The organism is Halomonas salipaludis (assembly GCF_002286975.1).
GTDB lineage: Bacteria > Pseudomonadota > Gammaproteobacteria > Pseudomonadales > Halomonadaceae > Franzmannia > Franzmannia salipaludis.
Genome location: NZ_NSKB01000005.1, coordinates 63,124 through 85,208 on the forward strand (window position 1 = coordinate 63,124; position 22,085 = coordinate 85,208).

At 66.1% G+C, this 22,085-nt stretch carries 19 protein-coding genes and 1 pseudogene; 11 read left to right on the forward strand and 9 right to left on the reverse strand.

Features of this window, described 5'->3' with window-relative positions:
• Positions 1–53: 53 nt before the first annotated feature.
• From CK498_RS13475 to CK498_RS13505, 7 genes and pseudogenes are all read left to right on the forward strand, one after another.
• Entirely contained in the window at positions 54–1,244 is a 1,191-nt protein-coding gene (locus CK498_RS13475) for a class I SAM-dependent rRNA methyltransferase (RefSeq protein ID WP_095621396.1), read from the forward strand.
• 5 nt (positions 1,245–1,249) lie between these two features.
• On the forward strand, positions 1,250–1,573 hold the full coding sequence (locus tag CK498_RS13480; RefSeq protein ID WP_095621397.1) for a putative signal transducing protein: 324 nt from the start codon (positions 1,250–1,252) through the stop codon (positions 1,571–1,573).
• A 14-nt stretch (positions 1,574–1,587) separates the two neighbouring features.
• Positions 1,588–2,037, forward strand: coding sequence for an acyl-CoA thioesterase (locus CK498_RS13485; RefSeq protein ID WP_095621398.1), 450 nt, complete (start codon positions 1,588–1,590; stop codon positions 2,035–2,037).
• Between the two features lie 145 nt (positions 2,038–2,182).
• Positions 2,183–3,298: an alanine dehydrogenase gene (gene ald / locus CK498_RS13490; protein ID WP_095621399.1), complete on the forward strand. Its 1,116-nt coding sequence runs from the start codon at positions 2,183–2,185 to the stop codon at positions 3,296–3,298.
• Positions 3,299–3,497: 199 nt separating this feature from the next.
• Positions 3,498–4,526: a tryptophan--tRNA ligase gene (locus CK498_RS13495; RefSeq protein WP_095621400.1), complete on the forward strand. Its 1,029-nt coding sequence runs from the start codon at positions 3,498–3,500 to the stop codon at positions 4,524–4,526.
• Positions 4,527–4,697: 171 nt separating this feature from the next.
• A pseudogene (locus CK498_RS13500) lies at positions 4,698–5,902 on the forward strand (YeeE/YedE family protein).
• A 152-nt stretch (positions 5,903–6,054) separates the two neighbouring features.
• Positions 6,055–7,725, forward strand: coding sequence for an NAD-dependent malic enzyme (locus CK498_RS13505; protein WP_095621401.1), 1,671 nt, complete (start codon positions 6,055–6,057; stop codon positions 7,723–7,725).
• Between the two features lie 256 nt (positions 7,726–7,981).
• On the opposite strand, the gene acnA is transcribed toward CK498_RS13505, so the two are convergent.
• A complete protein-coding gene (gene acnA / locus CK498_RS13510; protein ID WP_095621402.1) occupies positions 7,982–10,720 on the reverse strand; it encodes an aconitate hydratase AcnA in 2,739 nt (912 codons plus the stop codon).
• 191 nt (positions 10,721–10,911) lie between these two features.
• Between acnA and CK498_RS13515 the strand changes: the two genes are divergently transcribed.
• From CK498_RS13515 to trxB, 3 genes are all read left to right on the forward strand, one after another.
• Positions 10,912–11,121 (forward strand): CPXCG motif-containing cysteine-rich protein, encoded by a 210-nt coding sequence (locus CK498_RS13515; protein ID WP_095621403.1) that lies wholly within the window; start codon positions 10,912–10,914, stop codon positions 11,119–11,121.
• Between the two features lie 140 nt (positions 11,122–11,261).
• The gene (locus CK498_RS13520) at positions 11,262–11,864 is read left to right on the forward strand and encodes a peroxiredoxin (RefSeq protein ID WP_095621404.1); all 603 of its coding nucleotides are present in this window, start codon (positions 11,262–11,264) and stop codon (positions 11,862–11,864) included.
• A 171-nt stretch (positions 11,865–12,035) separates the two neighbouring features.
• Positions 12,036–12,983 (forward strand): thioredoxin-disulfide reductase, encoded by a 948-nt coding sequence (gene trxB / locus CK498_RS13525; protein WP_095621405.1) that lies wholly within the window; start codon positions 12,036–12,038, stop codon positions 12,981–12,983.
• Positions 12,984–13,143: 160 nt separating this feature from the next.
• Here trxB and CK498_RS13530 read toward each other — a convergent pair whose 3' ends face one another.
• On the reverse strand, positions 13,144–13,386 hold the full coding sequence (locus CK498_RS13530) for a SlyX family protein (protein WP_095621764.1): 243 nt from the start codon (positions 13,384–13,386) through the stop codon (positions 13,144–13,146).
• 143 nt (positions 13,387–13,529) lie between these two features.
• Between CK498_RS13530 and CK498_RS26815 the strand changes: the two genes are divergently transcribed.
• The gene (locus CK498_RS26815; RefSeq protein WP_095621406.1) at positions 13,530–14,006 is read left to right on the forward strand and encodes a cold-shock protein; all 477 of its coding nucleotides are present in this window, start codon (positions 13,530–13,532) and stop codon (positions 14,004–14,006) included.
• A 194-nt stretch (positions 14,007–14,200) separates the two neighbouring features.
• Here CK498_RS26815 and CK498_RS13540 read toward each other — a convergent pair whose 3' ends face one another.
• From CK498_RS13540 to map, 7 genes are all read right to left on the reverse strand, one after another.
• Positions 14,201–14,587, reverse strand: coding sequence for a hypothetical protein (locus CK498_RS13540; protein WP_095621407.1), 387 nt, complete (start codon positions 14,585–14,587; stop codon positions 14,201–14,203).
• Between the two features lie 7 nt (positions 14,588–14,594).
• Positions 14,595–15,764 (reverse strand): succinyl-diaminopimelate desuccinylase, encoded by a 1,170-nt coding sequence (dapE, locus tag CK498_RS13545; protein ID WP_095621408.1) that lies wholly within the window; start codon positions 15,762–15,764, stop codon positions 14,595–14,597.
• Positions 15,751–16,776: a 2,3,4,5-tetrahydropyridine-2,6-dicarboxylate N-succinyltransferase gene (gene dapD, locus CK498_RS13550; protein WP_095621409.1), complete on the reverse strand. Its 1,026-nt coding sequence runs from the start codon at positions 16,774–16,776 to the stop codon at positions 15,751–15,753. Before dapD ends, dapE begins: the two co-directional genes overlap by 14 nt.
• A gap of 69 nt (positions 16,777–16,845) precedes the next feature.
• Positions 16,846–17,190 (reverse strand): ArsC family reductase, encoded by a 345-nt coding sequence (locus CK498_RS13555; protein ID WP_095621410.1) that lies wholly within the window; start codon positions 17,188–17,190, stop codon positions 16,846–16,848.
• 14 nt (positions 17,191–17,204) lie between these two features.
• Positions 17,205–18,428 (reverse strand): succinyldiaminopimelate transaminase, encoded by a 1,224-nt coding sequence (gene dapC / locus CK498_RS13560; protein ID WP_095621411.1) that lies wholly within the window; start codon positions 18,426–18,428, stop codon positions 17,205–17,207.
• A 114-nt stretch (positions 18,429–18,542) separates the two neighbouring features.
• Complete coding sequence (locus CK498_RS13565; protein WP_095621412.1) at positions 18,543–21,218, reverse strand: [protein-PII] uridylyltransferase; 2,676 nt, start codon at positions 21,216–21,218, stop codon at positions 18,543–18,545.
• A gap of 1 nt (position 21,219) precedes the next feature.
• Complete coding sequence (gene map / locus CK498_RS13570; protein ID WP_095621413.1) at positions 21,220–22,011, reverse strand: type I methionyl aminopeptidase; 792 nt, start codon at positions 22,009–22,011, stop codon at positions 21,220–21,222.
• Positions 22,012–22,085: the final 74 nt, after the last annotated feature.

A 22,085-nucleotide genomic window follows, 5' to 3' on the forward strand; every position in this document is an offset into this window, starting at 1 on the left:
GCGTGAATGCTAGAATGCCCCTATCAGCTTGATTCCTATCGTTGGAGATATCCGTGACCGAACGCCTGCGCTTGAAAAAGAATGCCGACCGCCGCCTCAAGGCGGGGCATCTGTGGCTCTACTCCAACGAAGTCGATATCGAAGCCACGCCGCTCAAGGGGTTCGAGCCCGGCGCCCAGGCGGTGATCGAGGCCGCCAACGGCCGCGCGATGGGGGTGGCTTACGTCAACCCGCACTCGCTGATCTGTGCGCGGGTGGTCTCGCGCGACCCCGACGTGCGCCTCGACCGCTCGCTGCTGGTACACCGCTTCAAGCAGGCGCTGGGGCTGCGCCAGCGGCTGTTTGCCAAGCCCTTCTACCGCCTGGTGCACGGCGAGGGCGACCTGCTGCCGGGATTGATCGTCGACCGCTTCGACGACGTGCTGGTGGTGCAGCTCAACACCCTGGGCATGGAGCGTCTCGGTGAAGAGGTGGTCGCCGCCCTCGACAAGGTGCTGTCGCCGCGCGCCATCGTGTTCAAGAACGACTCCTCCGGGCGCCGCCAGGAGCAGCTCGAGCGTCACGTCGAGGTGGTCAAGGGCGAGCTGCCCGAGCAGGTGCTGCTGGAGGAGAACGGTGTGCGCTTCGTGGTGCCGGTGCTCGACGGCCAGAAGACCGGCTGGTTCTACGACCACCGCGCCAACCGTGCCTGGCTCAACGGCCTGGTGGCCGGCAAGCGCGTGCTCGACGTGTTCAGCTACGTGGGCGGCTGGGGCGTGCAGGCGGCGGCCAGCGGGGCCAGCGAGGTGCTGTGTGTCGACGCCTCCGGCGAGGCGCTGGCGCAAGTGGCCGAAAATGCCGCGCTCAACGGCGTGGCCGAGCAGGTAGCGATCGGCGAAGGCGACGCCTTCGAGGCGCTGGCCGCACTCAAGGCCGACGGCGAGGAGTTCGACGTGGTGATTCTCGACCCGCCGGCCTTCATCAAGAAGCGCAAGGACATCCCCAACGGTGAGCGCGCTTATTCGCGCCTCAACCGCGAGGCGATGCGCCTGCTGGGTCGCGATGGGATGCTGCTCTCGGCGTCGTGTTCCATGCACCTGGCGCCGGAGCGGCTCGTCGAGTGCGTGCGCGGCGCAGTGCGTCACCAGGACCGCCACGGCCAGGTCATCTACCAGGGCCACCAGGGGCCGGATCATCCGGTGCATCCGGCGATTCCCGAGACGGCGTATCTAAAGGCCCTTGGCGTACGCGTCTTCCGCGACTGAGCGATATGGCGGAATTCGATTACGTTCGCGTCTTCGCCCACTCCAATGGGCTACTGGTCAGCCACCTGCACAACGTGCTGCGTGCCGCCGATATTCCCGTCGAGCTGCGCAACATGACGCTGGCCGGCGGGGCGGGCGAGCTGCCGCTGGGCGAGTGCGAGCCCGAGGTGTGGGTGGCACCGCACAATGTCGAGCGCGCCAGAGGCCTGATCCGCGAAAGTCTCGAAGGCGCCGACAAGCCAGTCCCGGACTGGGTCTGCCCGGGCTGCGGCGAGCGCCTCGAGGGTGTCTTCGACACCTGTTGGCAGTGCGGCACCGTCAAGCCATAGGAGTTCGAGCGACCATGGAGTGGGATCTACCGCGCCCGTACGTGTTGCCTATCGAGGTCGAGGTCACGGCCATCGACGACTACGGCCACGTCAACAACATCGAGTACCTGCGCTGGATCGAGGCGATCAGCTGGCAGCACTCCGCCGAGCTGGGGCTAGATCTGGCGCGCTATCGTGAGTTCGACCGCGGCATGGCGGTACACCGCCACGAGCTCGACTACCTGGCGCCGGCGCTGGTCGGCGAGCGGCTCGAGCTGGCCACCTGGATCGTCGCCTGCGACGGCCGCCTGACCCTGACGCGACGCTTCCAGCTGCGTCGTCCTGCCGATGCGCGTACCCTGCTGCGCGCGCGTACCCGTTTCGCCTGCATCGAGCTCTCCAGCGGCCGCCCACGACGCATGCCGGCGGAATACGTCACCGGCTATGGCAGCGTGCTGGTCGATGAGGAAGATGCTTCGAGATAGCCTGGCTTTGCCGAAGATATTTTTGTCATAACGCCACAATATTGCCCTCTTTGCTGATTTCTGGCGTGATTTTATCGTGATCGTGCGACTGTGCTGTAATGAAGGTAACGTCGAAGCGTACCCGTTCATCGCACAGGAGGCTGTCATGCAGATCGCCGTACCCAAGGAGATCAAGAACCACGAATACCGGGTCGCCCTGACCCCTACCGGGGCGCGTGAGTTGAGCGGCCGCGGCCATGCCGTGGTGGTACAGGCCGGTGCCGGCGAGGGCGCTGGCTTCAGCGATGCCGACTACCAGGCCGCCGGGGCCAGCATCGAGGCCGACGTAGCCACACTGTGGGGGGCCGCCGAGCTGATCCTCAAGGTCAAGGAGCCGCAGCCCGACGAGGTCGCCCGCCTCACGCCCGAGCAGACCCTGTTCACCTACCTGCACCTGGCCGCCGAGGAGACGCTGACCCGTGGCCTGATGCAGAGCGGCGCGACCTGCATTGCCTACGAGACCATCACCGGCGCCGACGGCGGTTTGCCGCTGCTGGCACCGATGAGCGCGGTGGCCGGCCGTATGGCCATCCAGGCCGGCGCCCACAGCCTGGAGAAGGCTCAGGGTGGTGCAGGGATCCTGCTGCCCGGGGTGCCGGGGGTGGCGCCGGCCAAGGTGACCGTGATCGGCGGCGGCGTGGTTGGCGAGAACGCCGCGCGCATGGCGCTGGGGCTGGGCGCCGAGGTGACCATTCTCGACAAGTCGCTGGCGCGCCTCGAGGTGCTCGACGATCGCTATCAGGGGCGTATTCGCACCGTCTACTCCACCGCCGATGCGCTGGACAAGGCGAGCCGCGAGTCGGACCTGATCGTGGGTGCGGTATTGATCGCCGGCGCCGCGGCACCCAAGTTGATCACCCGTGAGATGCTCGCCGACATGAAGCCCGGCAGCGTGCTGGTCGACGTGGCCATCGATCAGGGCGGCTGCTTCGAGACCAGCCGCGCCACCACCCACGCCGAGCCGACCTATATCGTCGACGGCGTCGTGCACTACTGCGTGGCCAATATGCCCGGCGCCGTAGCGCGTACCTCGACCCAGGCGCTGACCAACGCCACCATGCCGTTCGTGCTGGCGCTGGCCGACAAGGGCTGGCAGCAGGCGCTGGCCGACGACCGCCACTTCCTGCCGGGTCTCAACGTGTATGATGGACAGGTCACCTATCGCGCGGTGGCCGAGGCCTTCGGGCTGGAGTATGTTGACCCTGCCGGGCTGGTGAAGTAACGCGGAGCTGCGGTGTTACCAGCGCGAGCGGCGCCGAGCGGATGCCACCGACATGGCTGAAGGCCTGTCGCCGGTGCCTTAACCACACAGGGCGGTGACCATCGCCGCACGTCCAAGCAAGGCGCTCATGCCCCGGTCGCCTTGACCCGGGCCGCGCGTTACCATAGCGGGCATTTCCGACCACGAGAGTCCGCTTTCCATGAGTGCAGCTTCCGAGACGAAGACCCGCGTCCTGACCGGTATCACCACCAGCGGCACGCCCCACCTGGGCAATTATGTCGGCGCCATCAAGCCGGCGATCGCCGCCAGTCAGGACCCCAGCGTGCAGTCCTACTACTTTCTCGCCGACCTCCACGCACTGATCAAGTGCCAGGATCCGCGCCGGGTACAGGAGTCGCGCCTCGAGATCGCTGCCACCTGGCTGGCGCTGGGCCTGGATACCGACAACGCCATCTTCTACCGCCAGTCGGACGTGCCCGAGGTCACCGAGCTGACCTGGATGCTCTCCTGCGTCTGCGCCAAGGGCCTGATGAACCGCGCCCACGCCTATAAGGCGGCGGTGGCCGACAACGATGCCGCCGGCAACCAGGATCCCGACAAGGGCATCACCATGGGCCTGTTCGGCTACCCGGTGCTGATGGCCGCCGACATCCTGATGTTCAACGCCCACAAGGTGCCGGTGGGCCGCGACCAGGTCCAGCACATCGAGATGGCCCGCGATATCGCTGGGCGCTTCAACCACCTCTACAAGGGCGACTACTTCACGCACCCTGAAGCGGTGATCGACGACAACGTGCCGACCTTGAATGGTCTGGACGGGCGCAAGATGTCGAAGAGCTACAACAACACCATTCCGCTGTTCGTCGCCGAGAAGAAGCTCCAGAAACTGGTGCGCAAGATCAAGACCAACTCGCTGGAGCCCGGCGAGCCCAAGGATCCGGATAGCTGCACCCTGTTCCAGATCTACTCGGCCTTCGCCAGCGTGGAGGAGAGTGCCGCCATGCGTCAGGAGTACGCCAACGGCATCGGCTGGGGCGAGGCCAAGAACCGCGTCTTCGAGCATCTCAATGACCACCTGCGCGAGCCGCGCGAGCGCTACCAGGCGCTGATGGAAGACCCAGGGCATATCGAGAAGGTGCTGCTCAAGGGGGCCGAGCGCGCCCGCGCCGAGGCGGCACCTTTCATGGATCGTATGCGTCAGGCCGTGGGGCTGGGGCGCTTCATCTAAGCCGCCAGGCTGGTAGATGGCCTCCCCCAGGACTGCCTGGGGGAGGCTTTATATTCTTGGGGAATGCTCATGATAGTCGTCATGCATTTCCTTTATCCCGAGTGAAATACTAAGGTATTGCTGGTCGGTGGAGCGATACCGCTCCAGCATGTTTCATCACGGGAGGCCATCATGACGCAAACACTGGCCACGCAACGCCTGTCGCCGATCACACCGGTCGCCGCCGGGCTACTGCTGCTCGGTGCCGTGGCGGTCGGTATTGCTTTCGGGGCTCGCACTGGCCTGCTGATGGTGGTCGGTGGCCTGTTCGGCCTGGTGCTCTACCACGCCGCCTTCGGCTTTACCGCCGCCTGGCGGGTGTTCATCAGTGAGCGTCGCGGCCGTGGGCTGCGCGCCCAGATGGTAATGCTGGCCGTCGCCGTGCTGCTGTTCTTCCCGGCGCTGGGAGCCGGCAGCCTGTTCGGCAATCCGGTGTCTGGGTTCGTCGCCCCGATGGCGTGTCGGTGGTGGTTGGTGCCTTCCTGTTCGGTCTCGGCATGCAGCTCGGCGGCGGCTGCGCCTCGGGCACGCTGTTCACAGCCGGCGGTGGTAATGCACGAATGTTGATCACCCTGCTGTTCTTCATCGTCGGCTCGCTGATTGGCAGCGCCCACTTCGCCTGGTGGCAGAGCCTGCCGGCTTTTCAACCGGTGTCGCTGGTCGATGCCGCCGGGGCCGGTGGTGGCATCGCTATCAGCCTGGCGCTGTTTGCGGCCATTGCCGCCTTCACCGTGACAATGGAGAAGCGCCGCCACGGCCAACTCGAGGAGGCGCCCCGCGTTGAAGTGCGCGAGCGCCGCTGGCTGACAGGCCCCTGGCCACTGCTGTTTGGCGCAGTGGCCTTGGCGCTGCTCAACTTCACCACTCTGGCACTGGCCGGGCGGCCCTGGGGCATCACCTCGGCCTTTGCGCTGTGGGGCGCCAAGGGCTTCGAGTTCCTCGGCGGCGACGTTTCCGGTTGGGGCTATTGGCAGTCGGTGGCCAATGCCCAGGCGTTGCAGGCCAGCGTATGGAGCGATATCACTACGGTGATGAACGTTGGGATTATCCTCGGCGCGCTAGTGGCGGCCACCCTGGCCGGCCGCTTCGCGCCCAACTTCCGCATCCCGCTCAAATCGGTGGTGGCGGCGGTGATCGGTGGGTTGATGCTCGGCTACGGCGCGCGACTGGCGTTTGGCTGCAACATCGGCGCCTACTTCAGTGGTATCGCCTCGGGCAGCCTGCACGGCTGGGTGTGGCTGGTGGCGGGCTTCGCCGGCAATATGCTGGGCGTGAAGCTGCGGCCGCTGTTCTTCGAGGGCGAGGCGGGCCGGCGGCCTACCGCCAAGCGCTGCTGAGCGTAGGCTATCGCAGCAGACGCGCCCCGGCCCTGGTCGGGGCGCGCTGCGTTGGGAGGGAAGCGAGCGCATTGAGCATGGTAGAATGGCGCGATCAGGGCGCCACCAAGAGCAGAGCGCCAAGCTTTCTATCAACAGTGACGAGACGAGAGATGACGCAACCCGCCAAGCGCCCGCTGTACCTTCCCTATGCCGGCCCCACCTTGCTCGAGATGCCGCTGCTCAACAAGGGCAGCGCCTTCACCCTCAACGAGCGCATCGCCTTCAACCTGATCGGCCTGCTGCCGCAGAACGTCGAGTCCATCGAAGAGCAGGCCGAGCGCGCCTACCGCCAGTATCGGCTGTGCCAGAACGACCTCGACCGGCATATCTACCTGCGTGCGATTCAGGATGACAACGAGACGCTGTTCTTCCGCCTGCTCGAGGAGCACCTCGAGGAGATGCTGCCGATCATCTACACCCCTACCGTGGGCGAGGCGTGCGAGGAGTTTTCCAATATCTATCGCAACCATCGCGGGCTGTTTATCAGCTACCCGGATCGCGAATATATGGATGACATCCTGCGCAGCGCCACCAAGGACAACGTCAAGGTGATCGTGGCCACCGATGGCGAGCGCATCCTCGGCCTCGGCGACCAGGGCATCGGCGGCATGGGCATCCCGATCGGCAAGCTGTCGCTGTATACCGCCTGTGGCGGTATCAGCCCGGCCTATACGCTGCCGATCACCCTCGACGTCGGCACCAACAACCAGGCCCTGCTCGACGATCCAATGTACATGGGCTGGCGCCATCCACGGGTGTCCAAGGCCGAGTACGACGCCTTCATCGCCGACTTCATGGCCGCGGTGAAGCGCCGCTGGCCCAATGTGCTGTTGCAGTTCGAGGATTTCGCCCAGACCAATGCCATGCCGCTGCTGGAGCGCTATCGCGACGAGCTGTGCTGCTTCAACGACGACATCCAGGGCACCGCGGCGGTGTGCGTGGGTACCCTGCTGGCGGCCTGCAAGGCCAAGGGCGAGAAGATCAGCGAGCAGCGCGTGGCCTTTGTCGGCGCCGGCTCGGCGGGCTGCGGCATCGCCGAGCAGATCGTACTGGCGATGCAGACCGAAGGCCTGGGCGAAGCCGAGGCGCGGGCACGCATCTTCATGGTCGATCGCCACGGCCTGCTGACCCGCGACATGGACGGCCTCTACGATTTCCAGGCGCGGCTCGCCCACGACCCGGCCGGGTGGCAGGGTACGGCGCTGCTCGACGTGGTCACTCAGGCCAAGCCGACGGTGCTGATTGGCGTCTCCGGCCAGCGTGGCCTGTTCACCAAGGAGGTGATCCAGGCGCTGCATGCCGGCTGCGCCAAGCCGCTGGTGATGCCGCTCTCCAACCCGACCTCCAAGGTCGAGGCGACGCCGGAAGAGATCCTGGTGTGGACTGAGGGCCAGGCGCTGGTGGCCACCGGCAGCCCCTTTGCGCCGGTGGAGTTCCGTGGTAAGCACTATCCCATTGCCCAGTGCAACAACTCCTATATCTTCCCCGGCATCGGCCTCGGGGTGATCGCGGCGCGCGCCTCGCGGGTCACCGACGGCATGCTGATGGCGGCCTCCAACGCGTTGGCCAAGGGCGCGCCCATGGTCCAGGAGGGCAAGGGGCCGCTGCTGCCGGCGCTGTCCGAGATCCGCGAGATCAGCAAGGCGATCGCCTTCGACGTGGCCAAGCAGGCCATGGCCGAGGACGTGGCATTGACCTGCGACGACGAGACGCTGCGCGAGGCCATCGAGGCCAACTTCTGGTACCCGCGCTATCGCGAGTATCGGCGCAAGGCGTTCTGATCAGGAGTCTCAGTCCGCTCTGACGGCAGCGGGGCATGAAAACGCGAACACGCTGTGAATCCATCCCTGGACGCTCCATTTTTCATCCCTGAAAAATGAGGTTCGCTAACTTCATGCCCCGCTGCCTGGGGCTAGGGTGCTTCGGGCTGACGCTTGGTGCTTGGTGCTTGGTGCTCCAAACTCCCGATACAAAAACGCCCAGCCGGTCAGCCAGCTGGGCGTTTCAGGTTGGCGCCCTCAGGCGCCGCTAGCAGCCTCAGGCGCTGCCGATCATCTTGCGCAGCACATAGTGCAGGATGCCGCCGTGCTGGTAGTAGGCCAGCTCGTTGACGGTATCGATGCGGCACAGCGCATCGAGCTTCTTCTCGCCCTTGTCGCTCTTGATGGTCACCTTGACTTTGCTGCCCGGGCTGAGGTCGCCGAGCCCCTCGATGGAGATCGTCTCGTCACCGGTCAGACCCAGCGACTGGCGGCTTTCGCCCTCGGGGAACTGCAGCGGCACCACACCCATGCCGATCAGGTTGGAGCGGTGGATGCGCTCGTAGGACTCGGCCAGCACCGCGCGTACGCCGAGTAGCCGGGTGCCCTTGGCGGCCCAGTCGCGGCTCGAGCCGGAGCCGTACTCCTTGCCGGCCACCACCACCAGCGGCGTGCCTTCCTGCTGGTACTTCATCGCCGCATCATAGATCGCCAGCTGTTCGCCACTCGGCACATGGCGCGTGAAGCCGCCCTCGACGCCATCGAGCATCTCGTTGCGAATCCGTACGTTGGCGAAGGTGCCGCGCATCATCACTTCGTGGTTGCCGCGGCGTGAGCCGTAGGAGTTGAAGTCCACCGGCTTGACACCGTGCTCCTGCAGGTAGCGCCCGGCGGGGCTATCCGGCTTGATGGCGCCGGCCGGCGAGATATGGTCGGTGGTCACCGAGTCGCCGAGCATGGCCAGGATGTGTGCGCCTTCGACGTCATCGATGGCCTCCGGCTCCCTGCCCATGCCGTCGAAGAATGGCGGGTGCTGGATATAGGTCGACTCGGGCCACTGATAGACTTCGCTCTGCGGCACGTCGATGGCCTTCCAGACGTCGTCGCCGTCGAATACCTCGGCGTACTCCTTGCGGAACATCTCGGTCTTGACCTTCTCCACCGCCTCGGCGATCTCGGCCTGGGACGGCCAGATGTCCTGAAGATATACCGGCTTGCCGTCGCTGCCTTCGCCGAGAGGCTCCTTGGAGAGGTCGCGGCGCACGTTGCCGGCCAGGGCGTAGGCCACTACCAGCGGCGGCGAGGCCAGCCAGTTGGTCTTGACCAGCGGGTGCACGCGGCCCTCGAAGTTGCGGTTGCCGGAGAGCACCGAGGCCACGGTGAGGTCGCCCTCATTGACGGCCTCCTCGATGGACTCCGGAAGCGGTCCGGAGTTGCCGATGCAGGTGGTGCAGCCGTAGCCCACCAGGTTGAAGCCCAGGGCGTCGAGATCCTCCTGCACGCCGCCGGCGGCGAGGTAGTCGGTGACCACCTTGGAGCCCGGCGCCAGCGAGGTCTTGACCCACGGCTGGGTGGTCAGTCCCTTCTCACGGGCCTTGCGTGCCAGCAGGCCGGCGGCCATCATCACGCTGGGATTGGAGGTGTTGGTGCAGGAGGTGATGGCGGCGATCACTACCGCGCCGTGGTCGAGGGTGAACTGCTTGCCAGCGTAATCGACATCCCGGCTGTCGGCGTTCTCGTAGCTCTGCTCGACGCCCACTGCGGTCTGGCCGCCTTCGGAGAACAGCCGCCCCTTCTCGGTGGTCGGCACCTCGTTGAGGCGGTCGCCCATCAGCGCCTCGAAGGTCGCCTTCATGTCGGTCAGCGCGACGCGATCCTGGGGGCGCTTGGGGCCGGCCAGGCTGGCCTCGACCTCGGCCATGTCGAGGTGCAGGGTGTCGCTGAAGATCGGTTCGGCGCCAGGTTCGCGCCACAGCCCCTGGGCCTTGCTGTAGGCCTCGACCAGGGCGATCTGGGCATCCTCGCGGCCGGTCAGGCGCAGGTAGTTGAGGGTCTCCTGGTCGACCGGAAAGAAGCCGCAGGTCGCGCCGTATTCCGGCGACATGTTGGCGATGGTGGCGCGGTCGGCCAGCGGCAGGTCGTCGAGGCCGTCGCCGTAGAACTCCACGAACTTGCCGACCACGCCTTTCTTGCGCAGCATCTCGGTGACCGTCAGCACCAGATCGGTGGCAGTGATGCCTTCGCGCAGCTTGCCGGTCAACTTGAAGCCGATCACCTCTGGGATCAGCATCGACACCGGCTGGCCGAGCATGGCCGCCTCAGCTTCGATGCCGCCCACGCCCCAGCCGAGTATGCCGAGACCGTTGATCATGGTGGTGTGGGAGTCGGTGCCGACCAGGGTGTCGGGGTAGGCGAGGGTCTTGCCGTCGACCTCCTTGGTCCACACCGTTCTGCCCAGGTATTCGAGATTGACCTGGTGGCAGATGCCGGTGCCGGGCGGCACCACGCGGAAGTTGTCGAAGGCGTCCTGGCCCCAGCGCAGGAATTCGTAGCGCTCGCGGTTACGCTCCATCTCGATGGCCACGTTGTCCTTGAACGCCGTGGGGTTGCCAAACTTGTCGACCATCACCGAGTGGTCGATGACCAGGTCCACCGGCGACAGCGGGTTGATGCGCGCCGGGTCTTCGCCCAGCTCGGCCACCGCGGCACGCATCGAAGCCAGGTCGACGACCCCGGGCACGCCGGTGAAGTCCTGCATCAGCACCCGGGCCGGACGATAGCCGATCTCGCGGCTCGAGCGTCCCTGCTGCTGCCAATCGACCAGCGCCTGAATGTCATCGACGTCGACGCTGTCGTCATTGGCGAAGCGCAGCTGGTTCTCGAGCAGCACCTTGAGAGTCATCGGCAGGCGGTCGATGTTGCCCAGCGCCTCGGCGGCCTTGGGCAGGCTGTAGTAGTGGTAGCTGTGTCCGCCGACGTCGAGCTGTGTCAGGGTCTCGGGGGTCGTGTGGCTCATGGTCTCCTCCTCATGAAGAGCGATGGGCGCCCATCCGGGGCGCACGAAAGCGCGGTCGTCGTTACTACATGGTCATGATAGGCGCTGATTTCAAGCGTCGCCCGCTAGCCAGCGTCTATGCTGGAATGACGTCCAGGCTGCTAGCGGTATTATAAACCCGCCGAGTGGCAGGCCGATGACAGGAGTGCCCCATGCATGAAGAAATGTTGACGTCCCGCGCGGTCCACTGCCCCTACTGCAGCACCGCCTTCGACTTGCTGGTCGATACCAGCCAAGGCAGTCATATGACTTGGGAGGATTGCCCACGCTGCTGTGCGCCGATCCAGCTGCGCGTCAGCGTGTCGCCGCAGAGTGGCGAGTTGGAAGAGGTGGCCCTGGGACGCGATGACGATGTGGTTTGAGCACGGGATAGCGCCGCTGTGATAGGGTGGAGCTATGGGATTGATTGGATATTACAATTGTCAGCCCCTGCGGATGGACTTTAGTCTAACATCCCATTTGACCATACAATCATCATTCGCATTTCAAGGGAGAGACCTGAATGAGCGTACTGGTAGGCCGCCAAGCCCCCGATTTTGAAACCGCCGCTGTGCTGGGTAACGGCGAAATCGTCGATAACTTCAAGCTCTCCGACAGCCATGGCAAGTTGCGCGTGCTGTTCTTCTGGCCGCTCGATTTTACCTTCGTGTGCCCGTCCGAGATCATCGCGCATGACAATCGTCTGGCGCAGTTCAAGGAGCTCGGCGTCGAGGTGATCGGTGTTTCCATCGACTCCCAGTTCACCCACCACGCCTGGCGCAAGACGTCTCCCGAGCAGGGTGGCATCGGCGAAGTCGGCTTCCCGATCGTGGCCGACGTCAAGCATGAAGTGACTCAGGCCTACGGTATCGAGCATCCGGAAGCTGGCGTCGCCATGCGCGCCTCCTTCCTGGTCGACGAGAACGGCGTGGTTCAGCACCAGACCGTCAACAACCTGCCGCTGGGCCGCAACGTCGACGAAATGTTGCGCATGGTCAAGGCGCTCAAGCACCACCAGCAGCACGGCGAAGTCTGCCCGGCCGGCTGGGACGAAGGCCAGGAAGGCATGAAGGACACCGCAGAAGGCGTCGCCAAGTACCTCGGCGCCCACTCCAAGGCGCTGTAAGTCGAGCGCTTGCAGGGAGGCGGCCTTCGGGCCGCCTCTTTGCGTTAGTGGAGTGATACACTCTGCTTCCGGTGCGTTGCGGCATGTCGATCCGGGTCGCCATGCCGCAACGCGTCGCCAGTGCGACACTAACGCTACCCGCCATCATTCAAGACACCCATGAGGTCATCCATGGACGCACGCCACGAACGCCTGATCATTCTCGGTTCCGGCCCGGCCGGTTATACCGCCGCCGTGTATGCCGCCCGCGCCAACCTCAAGCCGTTGCTGATCACTGGCATGCAGGCCGGCGGCCAGCTGACCACCACCACCGATGTGGACAACTGGCCGGGTGACGATGTCGGCGTCCAGGGTCCCGAGCTGATGGAGCGCATGAAGCGTCACGCCGAGCGCTTCGACACCGAGGTGCTATTCGATCATATCGATGAGGTGGACCTGCGTAACCGCCCCTTTACCCTGACCGGCAACAGCGGCACCTATACCTGTGATGCGCTGATCATCGCCACCGGCGCCAGCGCCCGCTACCTGGGGTTGCCCTCCGAGCAGCAGTTCATGGGCCAAGGCGTGTCGGCCTGCGCCACCTGCGATGGCTTCTTCTACCGCAACCAGGAGGTGGTGGTGATCGGCGGCGGCAATACCGCGGTAGAGGAGGCGCTGTATCTCTCCAATATCGCCGCCAAGGTGACCCTGGTACACCGCCGCGATAGCCTGCGCGCCGAGAAGATCCTGCAGGACAAGCTGTTCGACAGGGTCGAGAACGGCAACATGGCCATCGAGTGGAACCACACCCTCGACGAGGTGCTGGGCGACAACAGCGGCGTGACCGGCGTGCGCCTGGTGTCCACCGCCGACGGCAGCACCAAGGAGTTGGCCGCGCCGGGGGTGTTCATCGCCATCGGCCATACCCCCAACACCGGCCTGTTCGAGGGCCAGTTGGAGATGGCCAACGGCTATATCAAGGTCAAGTCGGGCCTCGAAGGCAACGCCACCGCGACTAGCGTGGCGGGTGTGTTCGCCGCTGGCGACGTCATGGACCATGTCTACCGCCAGGCGATCACCTCTGCCGGCAGCGGCTGCATGGCGGCGCTGGACGCCGAGCGCTACCTGGACGAGCTTTAGGCTTCGGGCTTCGGGCTTCGGGCTTCGGGCTTCGGGCTTCGGGCTTCGGGCTTCGGGCTTCGGGCTAGGCTGTGTGCTCGTCGCTCGTCGCTCGTCGCTCGTCGCTCGTCGCTCGTCGCTCGTCGCTCGTCGCTCGTCGCTCGTCGCTCGTCGCTCATCGCTAGTAGTGCGGTGGGAGCTCTTGGGCCGGGTCGAAGCCATCGGGCTGGTCATTCAGCGCCTGCTGCTGCTCGCGCAGGCGCTTCTGCATCATGGCGTTGAGCCGCATGATCTCCTGCAGGCGCCGCTCCTGACTCGCAACCGCTTCGTCCAACTGGTCCAGCCAGAGCTCCTGGTGGGCGGTGCGGCTCTCGAGTGCCTCCAGTCGCGCGGCCAGGCCGGCGAGCGACTCGTGATCAGGCATGCTAGAATCGCCGCGTTGCGTGTTGCTGTTCATCGCTGCACCTTCATCAATGTCACTGTGGTTCGTCGGTCATTGGCCGATGGGCAAGACCGTGATCGTCATAGCCAGTATCCACGTCCACACAACAAGAGAAGTTGAGGTCCATGAATCGTAAGGTGTTTCTTCGTTGCATCATTATTAGTCTCCTGCTCGCCGCGCCCGCTCCACTGCTGATCACCCTGTTCGTCTCGCTGACCGGTGGCCTGCTGTCACAGCAGCTGCTGGCATCCCTCGAACTGGGTGGCGTGGCCGCAGTGTACTTCGCCGCCGCCGCCGCGGTGTTCGTGCTGCTGCTGGTCGCGACCAGTGCCGTCCAGGTGCTGTCACCTGCAGTGGCGCCTGCCTCGGCGGTGCTTGCCGATATCGAGAACGATGACCGCGAAATCGGCGAGGTCAAGTGGTTCAACGTCAACAAGGGGTATGGCTTCATCACCCGCGATAACGGCGACGATGTCTTCGTGCACTTTCGGGCCATCCGCGGCAAGGGACATCGTACCCTGGCCGAGGGCCAGAAGGTGCGCTATCACATCGTCGAGAATGAGCGGGGACTGCAAGCCGACGACGTCACCGTCATTACTTAGGAAAGCGACTGCGCTCGGTCATACTGCGTTAAAAATCGACTTAAAGTACTCATTTACTACAGTAAACTCCGTCTTTTCGTCGATTTTTGCCTTGTCTGACCTTCGCTCGTCAGCTTTCGATAGGTAGGTGGTTACACCATCATCAGACATCGCCCCGCTTCTGCGGGGCGATGTCGTTTCAGGCCTGGCCTCGGTTACTGGCCGGAGTCGGGCCAGGTAATGGCCTCTTCGCGGCCGTCGGGGAGAATGCGCCAGAAGCGGTCGGGGTCGTCGCCGGGCTGCCAGCCGCCCAGCGAGCAGCGTACCTCGCAGCCGAGTGCCTGGCTGGCGTCGCGGGCGCAGTCGGCATCGCGCGGCCAGGGCGTCGCGTCGCTGTCGAACCACAGGCTGCTGAAGCCGTCGGCGGCCTGCTCGACCAGCAGTACCGGAATGCGCTGGCCCTGCAGCTGCCCGCTGGTGCGCCACTTGCGCTTGCCGGCGGGTTGCAGTGGTGGGGCGTCGAGCTGCGCGCTGAGCCACTGGCTGAGCGCCTCGACGCTGGCGTCGGCGAGGTAGATCTCGATATCCGGGTAGCGCTGCATGGTCACCTCAACTGGCCTCGCCGCTGGCGAATAGGCGCACCAGGATGGCTTCGTAGATCTCGCTCAGGGTGTCCAGGTCGGCGGCGCGTACCCGCTCGTTGACCTGGTGGATGGTGGCATTGAGCGGTCCCAGTTCGACCACCTGGCTGCCCAGGGTGGCGATGAAGCGGCCGTCCGAGGTGCCGCCGCTGGTCGACAGTGTCGGCCGCTGCCCGGTGATCGCCTCCACGCCGCCGATGGTAGCTTCCACCAGCTCACCCTCGGCGGTGAGGAAGGGCTCGCCGTTGAGCGTCCAGTCGAGACGGTAGTCGAGGCCGTGGGCGTCGAGGATTGCCTCGGTGCGCTCACGCAGCTGCTCGTGGGTCACCTCGGTGGAGTAGCGGAAGTTGAAGACCGCCTCCAGCTCGCCGGGGATCACATTGGTGGCCCCGGTGCCGGCGCGCAGGTTGGAGATCTGGAAACTGGTGGCGGGGAAGAAGGTGTTGCCGTCGTCCCAGTGCTCGCGCACCAGCGCATCCAGCGCCGGCATGGCGGCATGGATCGGGTTGCTGGCCAACTGCGGATAGGCCACATGGCCCTGCCGGCCCTTGACGTGCAGGACCCCGCCCAGCGAGCCGCGCCGACCGTTCTTGATTACGTCGCCGAGGCGCTCGGTGGACGACGGCTCGCCGACGATGCAGTAGTCGAGCCGCTCGTGGCGCTCGCGCAGGTGCTCGACCACGGCGCGGGTCCCATCCACCGCCGGGCCCTCCTCGTCGGAGGTGATCAGGAAGGCCAGCTTGCCACGGTGGTCGGGATGCGCGGCGACGAAGCGCTCCACGGCGGTGATCATCGCCGCCAGGCTGCCTTTCATGTCGGCGGCACCGCGGCCCCTGAGCATGCCCTCTGCATCGATGCTGGGCGCGAAGGGCGGCGTCTCCCAGCTGGTATGCGGCCCGCTGGGCACCACATCGGTGTGGCCGGCGAAGGCCAGCACTGGGCCGTGGTGGCCGCGTACCGCCCAGAAGTTGTCGACCTCGCCGAACGGCAGGCGCTCGATATGGAAGCCCAGCGCCGCCAGGCGCTCGATCATCAGCGCCTGGCAGCCCTCGTCATCCGGCGTCACCGAGGGCCTGGCCAGCAGGTCGATGGCCAGTTCCAGGGTCGGCGACAGGGCCTGCGACTCAGTTGTGGGCATGCAGCGCCTCGTTGAGCGCGATGGCGCTCTTGTTGGTCAGGCACTCGATGCGGCCGTTCTGGGAGTTGCGGCGCAGCAGCAGGTCGTCCTGGCCGGCCAGCTCGCGGGCGGCCACGGTCTTGACCTCCTGGCCCTGGTCGTCGAGCAGGGTGACCTTGGCCCCGGCGGTGATATAGAGCCCGGCCTCGACGGTGCAGCGGTCGCCCAGCGGGATGCCGATGCCGGCGTTGGCGCCGATCAAGCAGCCTTCGCCGACCTTGATCACGATGTTGCCGCCGCCCGACAGGGTGCCCATGGTCGAGCAGCCGCCGCCCAGGTCCGAGCCCTTGCCGACCCTCACGCCGGCCGAGATGCGGCCCTCGATCATGCCCGGGCCTTCGGTACCGGCGTTGAAGTTGACGAAGCCCTCGTGCATCACCGTGGTGCCCTCGCCGAGATAGGCGCCCAGACGCACCCGCGCGGTATCGGCGATGCGCACACCGCTGGGTACCACGTAGTCGGCCATCTTGGGGAACTTGTCGACGCAGTCCACCGACAGCGCGCGGCCCTCGAGGCGTGCCTTGAGGCGGCGCGCCGGCAGCTCTTCGATATCGATGGCGCCCTCGTTGGTCCAGGCCACGTTGCGCAGCAGGCCGAACATGCCGGTCAGGTCGAGTTGGTGGGGCGTGACCAGCCGATGCGACAGCAGGTGCAGCTTGAGGTAGACCTCCGGGGCGTTCTCCGGCGGGGTGTCGGTATCCAGGAAGGTCGCCACCAGCGGGCGCCTGCTGGCGGAGAGCGACTCGGCGAGCTCGGCCTGTTCGGGGTTGCCGGCGGCCTTGAGCGCGGCGGCCAGCGCCGCGCAGTGCTCGGGCAGGAAGCTCACCGCGGCGTTACCGGCCGGCGCGTCGAGGGCCTGGCGGGCGGCCTCGACCAACGCCGCGTCGGGCTGGAACAGCGGCGCCGGATAGTAGATTTCCAGCCAGTCGCCCTGGGTGTTCTGGGTGCCGATGCCGAGTGCAAAGCTGAGCATGAGGGTGTCCTCTTGAAAGTGAGTCGATGAAAAGCGTCTACACGCTAGGGTACGAGGTCGAGCCGTGGCTCATATCTGCAGGTCGTCGTAGTCACCGTCGCGATAGCCGACCAGGATCTCGTCGCCGGTATCCAGCAGCGGACGCTTGAGCAGTGTGGGGTGGGCCAGCATCAGCTCGCGGGCGCGATTGGCGTCGATGTCCTGCTTGTCGGCCTCGTCGAGCTGGCGCCAAGTGGTGCTGCGCGTGTTGAGCAGGGTCATCACCGGCACCCGTTCGAGAATGTGCTCGAGGAGCGCCGCCGAGAGGCCGTCCTCGCGCAGGTCGTGATACTGGTAGGGCACGCCGGAGGCGTCCATGGCCTTGCGCGCCCGGCGGCAAGTGTCGCAGTTCTTGATGCCAAACAGGGTCAGCATGGTGGAGTCCTCATTCACTGGCGTTCGATGAAGCGACGCAGGCGTCGGGCGCCCTCGACGGTGGCCTCGAGCTCGGCGACCAGCGCCAGGCGCACGCGGCCGCTGCCGGGATTGCGGCCGTCGGCGGCGGGGCGACCCATCCCGTCGCCGGTAGCGGGGCGACCCATATACGAGCCCGGCAGCACGCTGACATGCTCCTCGGCGTAGAGCGCCCGGGTAAAGGCCGCGTCGTCGCCGCCGGGTACCGCCGGCCACAGGTAGAAGCTTGCCTCGGGGGTGGGAAAGTCCATCACCGGGGCGAGGATCTCGGTGACCGCGGCGAACTTCTCGCGGTAGGCGTCGCGGTTGGCGCGCACGTGCTGCTCGTCCTGCCAGGCGGCGATCGAGGCGTGCTGCAGTGGCAGCGACATGGCGCAACCGTGGTAGGTGCGGTAGCGCTTGAACGGCGCGATCAGCGCTGCGTCGCCGGCCACGAAGCCGGAGCGCAGTCCGGGCAGATTGGAGCGCTTGGAGAGCGAGTGAAACACCAGGCAGCGGCGGTAGTCGTGGCGGCCCAGCGCTGCACACGCTTGCAGCAGCCCCGGGGGCGGCGTGGCTTCGTCAAGGTAGAGCTCGGAGTAGCACTCGTCGGAGGCGATGATGAAGTCGAATTCGTCGGCCAGTTCGAGCAGGCGCTGGAAGTCGGCCAGCGGCGTCACCGCCCCGGTGGGGTTGCCCGGTGAGCACAGGAAGACGATCTGTACCTCGCGCCAGGTGTCGGCGGATACGGCATCGAAGTCCGGGCGAAAGCCGTGCCCGGCGTGGCAGTCGAGGTAGAGCGGTTCGCCGCCGGCCAGCAGCGCAGCCCCTTCATAGATCTGGTAGAAGGGGTTGGGCACCGCCACCCTGGCCGGGCGGCTGCGGTCGAGTGCCGCCTGGACGAAGGCGAAGATCGCCTCGCGGGTGCCGTTGACCGGCAGCAGTTGGGTGTCCGGGTCGAGGCCCGCAAGGCCGAAGCGGCGGCTCGCCCAGGCGGCGATCGCCTGGCGCAGCTCGGGCGTGCCATGGGTGGCCGGATAGCGCGCCATCTCCTGCTGATGCGCCACCAGCGCTTCGAGGGCGGCGGCATAGGGTGCATGCTGGGGCTCGCCGATGGTCAGCGGAATATGCGCCAGCGACGCCGGCGGGGTGACATCGGCCTTGAGCGCGGCGAGCTTCTCGAAGGGGTAGGGCTTGAGAGCATCGAGATCGGGATTCATGGCTGTCCTGGCCGCCTCGGAACGGCGGAAATTGGGCTGGGCGGCGCCGGCGGCGACGCCATGACCCGGCGATTATAGGGAAGCGGCCGGGGCGCCTCAAACCCGCGCCCGCGACTAGACCCCCAGCACCTCGATCAGCTGTTCGCGAAGGCGCTGCTGGCGCTGGGGGTCGGTGAGCGGCTCGCCGCCCTTGGTGGTGATGAAGAAGACGTCTTCGACGCGCTCGCCCAGAGTGGCGATCTTGGCCGCCGACAGGGCGATATCCTGCTCCATGAAGATGCGCCCGACCCGAGCCAGCAGGCCGGGGCGGTCGGGGGCGGTGAGTTCCAGCAGGGTGCGCTCGTTGGCCGGATCCTGCTCGATCAGCACCTGGGTGGGCACCTTGAAGTGCTTGAGCTGACGCGGGGTGTGACGGGTGACGATCTGTGGGTAGTCGTCGGGGTCGTCGAGCTCCTCGACCAGATGGCGACGTATCGCCTCGATGCGCTCGCGGTCGCGGATCGCCTCGCCGTCGTCGTCGAGCACGATGAAGGTGTTGAGCGTCCAGTCGTTGCTCGAGGTGGCGATGCGCGCGTCGTGGATCGACAGCCCCAGCTGTTCCATGGCGGCGGCGGTAGCGGCGAACAGGTCGTCCACCGAGCGGGTGTGGATGAACACCTTGGTGCCGCCCTCGGCCATGTCCTCGGCGGGCGCGCTGACCAGGATCAACGGCAGTTGAGAGTCGCCGTGGCCGAGGATGCCCTGGGTCTGCCAGACGATCTCGCTGGGCGCATACTGCAGGAAGTAATCCTCGCCGAGGGACTCCCACAGCCGCTCGACCCGCGCCGGGTCGGCGCCGACGCTGGTCAGCAGCGAGCGCGCCTCCTCGCGGGTCTCGCGCACCCAGTCGTCGCGGTCCAGAGGGTTCTCCAGGCCGCGGCGCAGGGCACGCTTGGTCTCGGCATGCAGCTGGCGCAGCAAGCTGGCGCGCCAGCCGTTCCACAGCGACGGATTGGTGGCGTTGATGTCGGCCACGGTGAGTACATAGAGGTAGTCGAGGTGGATCTCGTCGCGCACCTGGCGGGCGAAGTCGCGGATCACGTCGGGGTCGGTGATATCGCGTTTCTGGGCGGTCTTCGACATCAGCAGATGGTGCTCGATCAGCCAGCTCAGCAGCCGGGTATCGCGGGGCGACAGGCCGTGGCGCTCGGCGAAGCCCTCGACGTCACGGGCGCCGATCAGCGAGTGGTTGCCGCCGCGGCCCTTGCCGATATCGTGATAGAGCCCGGCGATCCACAGCAGCTCGAGCTTGGGCAGCTGGTGGACCAGGGTCGCCGCCACCGGAAACGCCTCGCGACCTTCCGGTTCGCGGAAGCGCTGGATGAACTTGAGCAGCCGCAGGGTATGGGCGTCGACGGTGTAGATGTGAAACAGGTCGTGCTGCATCAGGCCCACCGCCTGGCCGAACTCCGGCAGGTACTTGCCGAGCACGCCATAGCGGTTCATGCGCCGCAACTGGCGGGCCACGTTGCCGCTGGAGCGCAGCAGCTCCATGAACAGGCTCTGGTGGCGTACATCATCGCGGAACAGGTCGTCGATGCGGTGGCGATTGTCGCGGATCAGGCGAATCGTCTCGGCGCGCACGCCCTCGATCTCGGGGTGCTGGGCCATCAGCAGGAACAGCTCGAGCAGCGCCGCCGGGCGCTGGCGGAAGACCCGCGGATGGCGCGCCTGGATATAGCCGCCCTTGATCTCGAAGCGGTCGTTGAGCGGGGTGGTCTCGAGGCGCTCGTCACCGCGCAGGATCACCTCGTCGAAGTGCTGCAGCAGCATGTCGTTGAGGCCGGCAAGTGCGGTGACGTGGCGATAGTAGCGCTTCATGAACTGCTCGACGGCGAGGCGTTCCGGCGTGTCGCGGTAGCCGAACAGCTCGGCGATGGCACGCTGGTGATCGAACAGCAGGCGATCCTCGGCGCGCCCGGTGAGCATGTGCAGGGCGTAGCGCACCTGCCACAGGAAAGCCTGGCCCTGGCTGAGAATGCGCAGCTCGGCGTCATTCATGAAGCCCTTGTCGACCACGTCCTCGTAGCGCAGGGTGCCGAAGTGGCGCTTGGCCACCCAGCCGATCATCTGGATGTCGCGTAGCCCGCCCGGGGAGCTCTTGATATTGGGCTCGAGGTGATATTCGGAGTTGTTGTAGCGGTAGTGGCGGGTGATCTGCTCCTGCCACTTGGCCTCGAAGAAGCGATCCGCCGGCCACAGCCGGGCGGTGGAGAGGCGCTCGCGCATCGCCTCGCGGAGCCGCTCGTCGCCGGCCAGGGTGCGGGTCTCGAGCAGGTTGGTGATCACCGTGACGTCAGCCGCTGCCTCGCGCTGGCAGTCGTTGAGCGAGCGCACGCTGTGGCCGATCTCCAGGCCGATGTCCCACAGGAAGGTGATGAAGTCGGTGAGCGGCTCGCGGTAGGGCGTATCGTCGTCGTGTTCGAGCAGCAGCAGCAGGTCGATATCGGAGTGCGGGTGCAGCTCACCACGGCCGTAGCCACCTACCGCGAGCAGGGCGATGCCGTCGTCGGGCCAGGCGTGGCGCGACCATGCCACCTGCAGCAGCCGGTCGAGGCACCAGGCGCGGCCGTGAATCAGGTCGCGGATATCGGCGCCGGCGCGAAAGCGCTCATCGAGCCGCGCCTGGATCTCGTCCAGGGCGGCCTTGAAGGGCGCAATTGGCGAGCGGCTGCCATCCAGCTCGGCGCGCAGCGTGGCTTCGTCGAACAGCGTGGCGTCGGGCGTGAAGCGGTAGTGGTGCAGTAGCATATCAGCGATCGAGGAAGGTGAGGTCTTCCTCACCGCGGGCGGTGAGTACCTCGACGCCGTCGGCGGTGACCAGCAGGGTGTGTTCCCACTGCGCCGACAGGCTGCGGTCCTTGGTCACCGCGGTCCAGCCGTCGCGTAACACCTTGGTGCGGTAGCCGCCGACGTTGATCATCGGCTCGATGGTGAAGCACATGCCCTCGGCAAGGGCGATATCGGCCTCAGGGGCGTAGCCGTCGTAGTGGAGGATCTGCGGGTCCTCGTGAAAACCGGCGCCGATGCCGTGGCCGCAGAAGTCGCGTACCACTGAGTAGCCGTTGGCCTCGGCGTGCTGCTGGATGACTCGCGCCAGCTCGGAGAGCCGGGTGCCGGGCTTGACCAGGGCGATGCTCTTGTAGAGGCACTCCTGGGTGACGCGGCACAGCCGCTCGCCTTGGATGGTTTCGCCGATCACGAACATCTTGCTCGAGTCGCCGTGGTAGCCGTCGGCGGTCTTGACGGTGATGTCGATGTTCATGATGTCGCCTTTCTTGAGCTTCTTGGCGTCATCGGGGATGCCGTGGCACACCACGTGGTTGATCGAGGTGCAGGTGGCGTTGGGGAAGCCGTGGTAGTTGAGCGGCGCCGGGGTCGAGCCGAGCTCGTCGACGATGAACTCGTGGCACAGCCGGTCGAGCCTGCCGGTGGAAACGCCGGCCTCGACGTGGGGAGCGATCATTTCCAGCACGCGGGCAGCCTGGCGACCGGCCTCGCGCATCTTGTCGATTTCCGCTGCGGTCTTGATGGGAACGTTCATGGAGTCTCGAATCTGGAGGCGGGTGACGCGCCGGGCGATGGCACTGGATGGGCAGTGCGCGCGGCCGACGACTT

What these genes read in the sequence shown, in the direction of transcription:
- CK498_RS13480 (WP_095621397.1), top strand. Translation starts at nt 1,250, where the DNA reads ATGGCGGAATTCGATTACGTTCGCGTCTTCGCCCACTCCAATGGGCTA.
- CK498_RS13485 (WP_095621398.1), top strand. Translation starts at nt 1,588, where the DNA reads ATGGAGTGGGATCTACCGCGCCCGTACGTGTTGCCTATCGAGGTCGAG.
- ald (WP_095621399.1), top strand. Translation starts at nt 2,183, where the DNA reads ATGCAGATCGCCGTACCCAAGGAGATCAAGAACCACGAATACCGGGTC.
- CK498_RS13495 (WP_095621400.1), top strand. Translation starts at nt 3,498, where the DNA reads ATGAGTGCAGCTTCCGAGACGAAGACCCGCGTCCTGACCGGTATCACC.
- CK498_RS13505 (WP_095621401.1), top strand. Translation starts at nt 6,055, where the DNA reads ATGACGCAACCCGCCAAGCGCCCGCTGTACCTTCCCTATGCCGGCCCC.
- acnA (WP_095621402.1), bottom strand. Translation starts at nt 10,720, where the DNA reads ATGAGCCACACGACCCCCGAGACCCTGACACAGCTCGACGTCGGCGGA.
- CK498_RS13515 (WP_095621403.1), top strand. Translation starts at nt 10,912, where the DNA reads ATGCATGAAGAAATGTTGACGTCCCGCGCGGTCCACTGCCCCTACTGC.
- CK498_RS13520 (WP_095621404.1), top strand. Translation starts at nt 11,262, where the DNA reads ATGAGCGTACTGGTAGGCCGCCAAGCCCCCGATTTTGAAACCGCCGCT.
- trxB (WP_095621405.1), top strand. Translation starts at nt 12,036, where the DNA reads ATGGACGCACGCCACGAACGCCTGATCATTCTCGGTTCCGGCCCGGCC.
- CK498_RS13530 (WP_095621764.1), bottom strand. Translation starts at nt 13,386, where the DNA reads ATGCCTGATCACGAGTCGCTCGCCGGCCTGGCCGCGCGACTGGAGGCA.
- CK498_RS26815 (WP_095621406.1), top strand. Translation starts at nt 13,530, where the DNA reads ATGAATCGTAAGGTGTTTCTTCGTTGCATCATTATTAGTCTCCTGCTC.
- CK498_RS13540 (WP_095621407.1), bottom strand. Translation starts at nt 14,587, where the DNA reads ATGCAGCGCTACCCGGATATCGAGATCTACCTCGCCGACGCCAGCGTC.
- dapE (WP_095621408.1), bottom strand. Translation starts at nt 15,764, where the DNA reads ATGCCCACAACTGAGTCGCAGGCCCTGTCGCCGACCCTGGAACTGGCC.
- dapD (WP_095621409.1), bottom strand. Translation starts at nt 16,776, where the DNA reads ATGCTCAGCTTTGCACTCGGCATCGGCACCCAGAACACCCAGGGCGAC.
- CK498_RS13555 (WP_095621410.1), bottom strand. Translation starts at nt 17,190, where the DNA reads ATGCTGACCCTGTTTGGCATCAAGAACTGCGACACTTGCCGCCGGGCG.
- dapC (WP_095621411.1), bottom strand. Translation starts at nt 18,428, where the DNA reads ATGAATCCCGATCTCGATGCTCTCAAGCCCTACCCCTTCGAGAAGCTC.
- CK498_RS13565 (WP_095621412.1), bottom strand. Translation starts at nt 21,218, where the DNA reads ATGCTACTGCACCACTACCGCTTCACGCCCGACGCCACGCTGTTCGAC.
- map (WP_095621413.1), bottom strand. Translation starts at nt 22,011, where the DNA reads ATGAACGTTCCCATCAAGACCGCAGCGGAAATCGACAAGATGCGCGAG.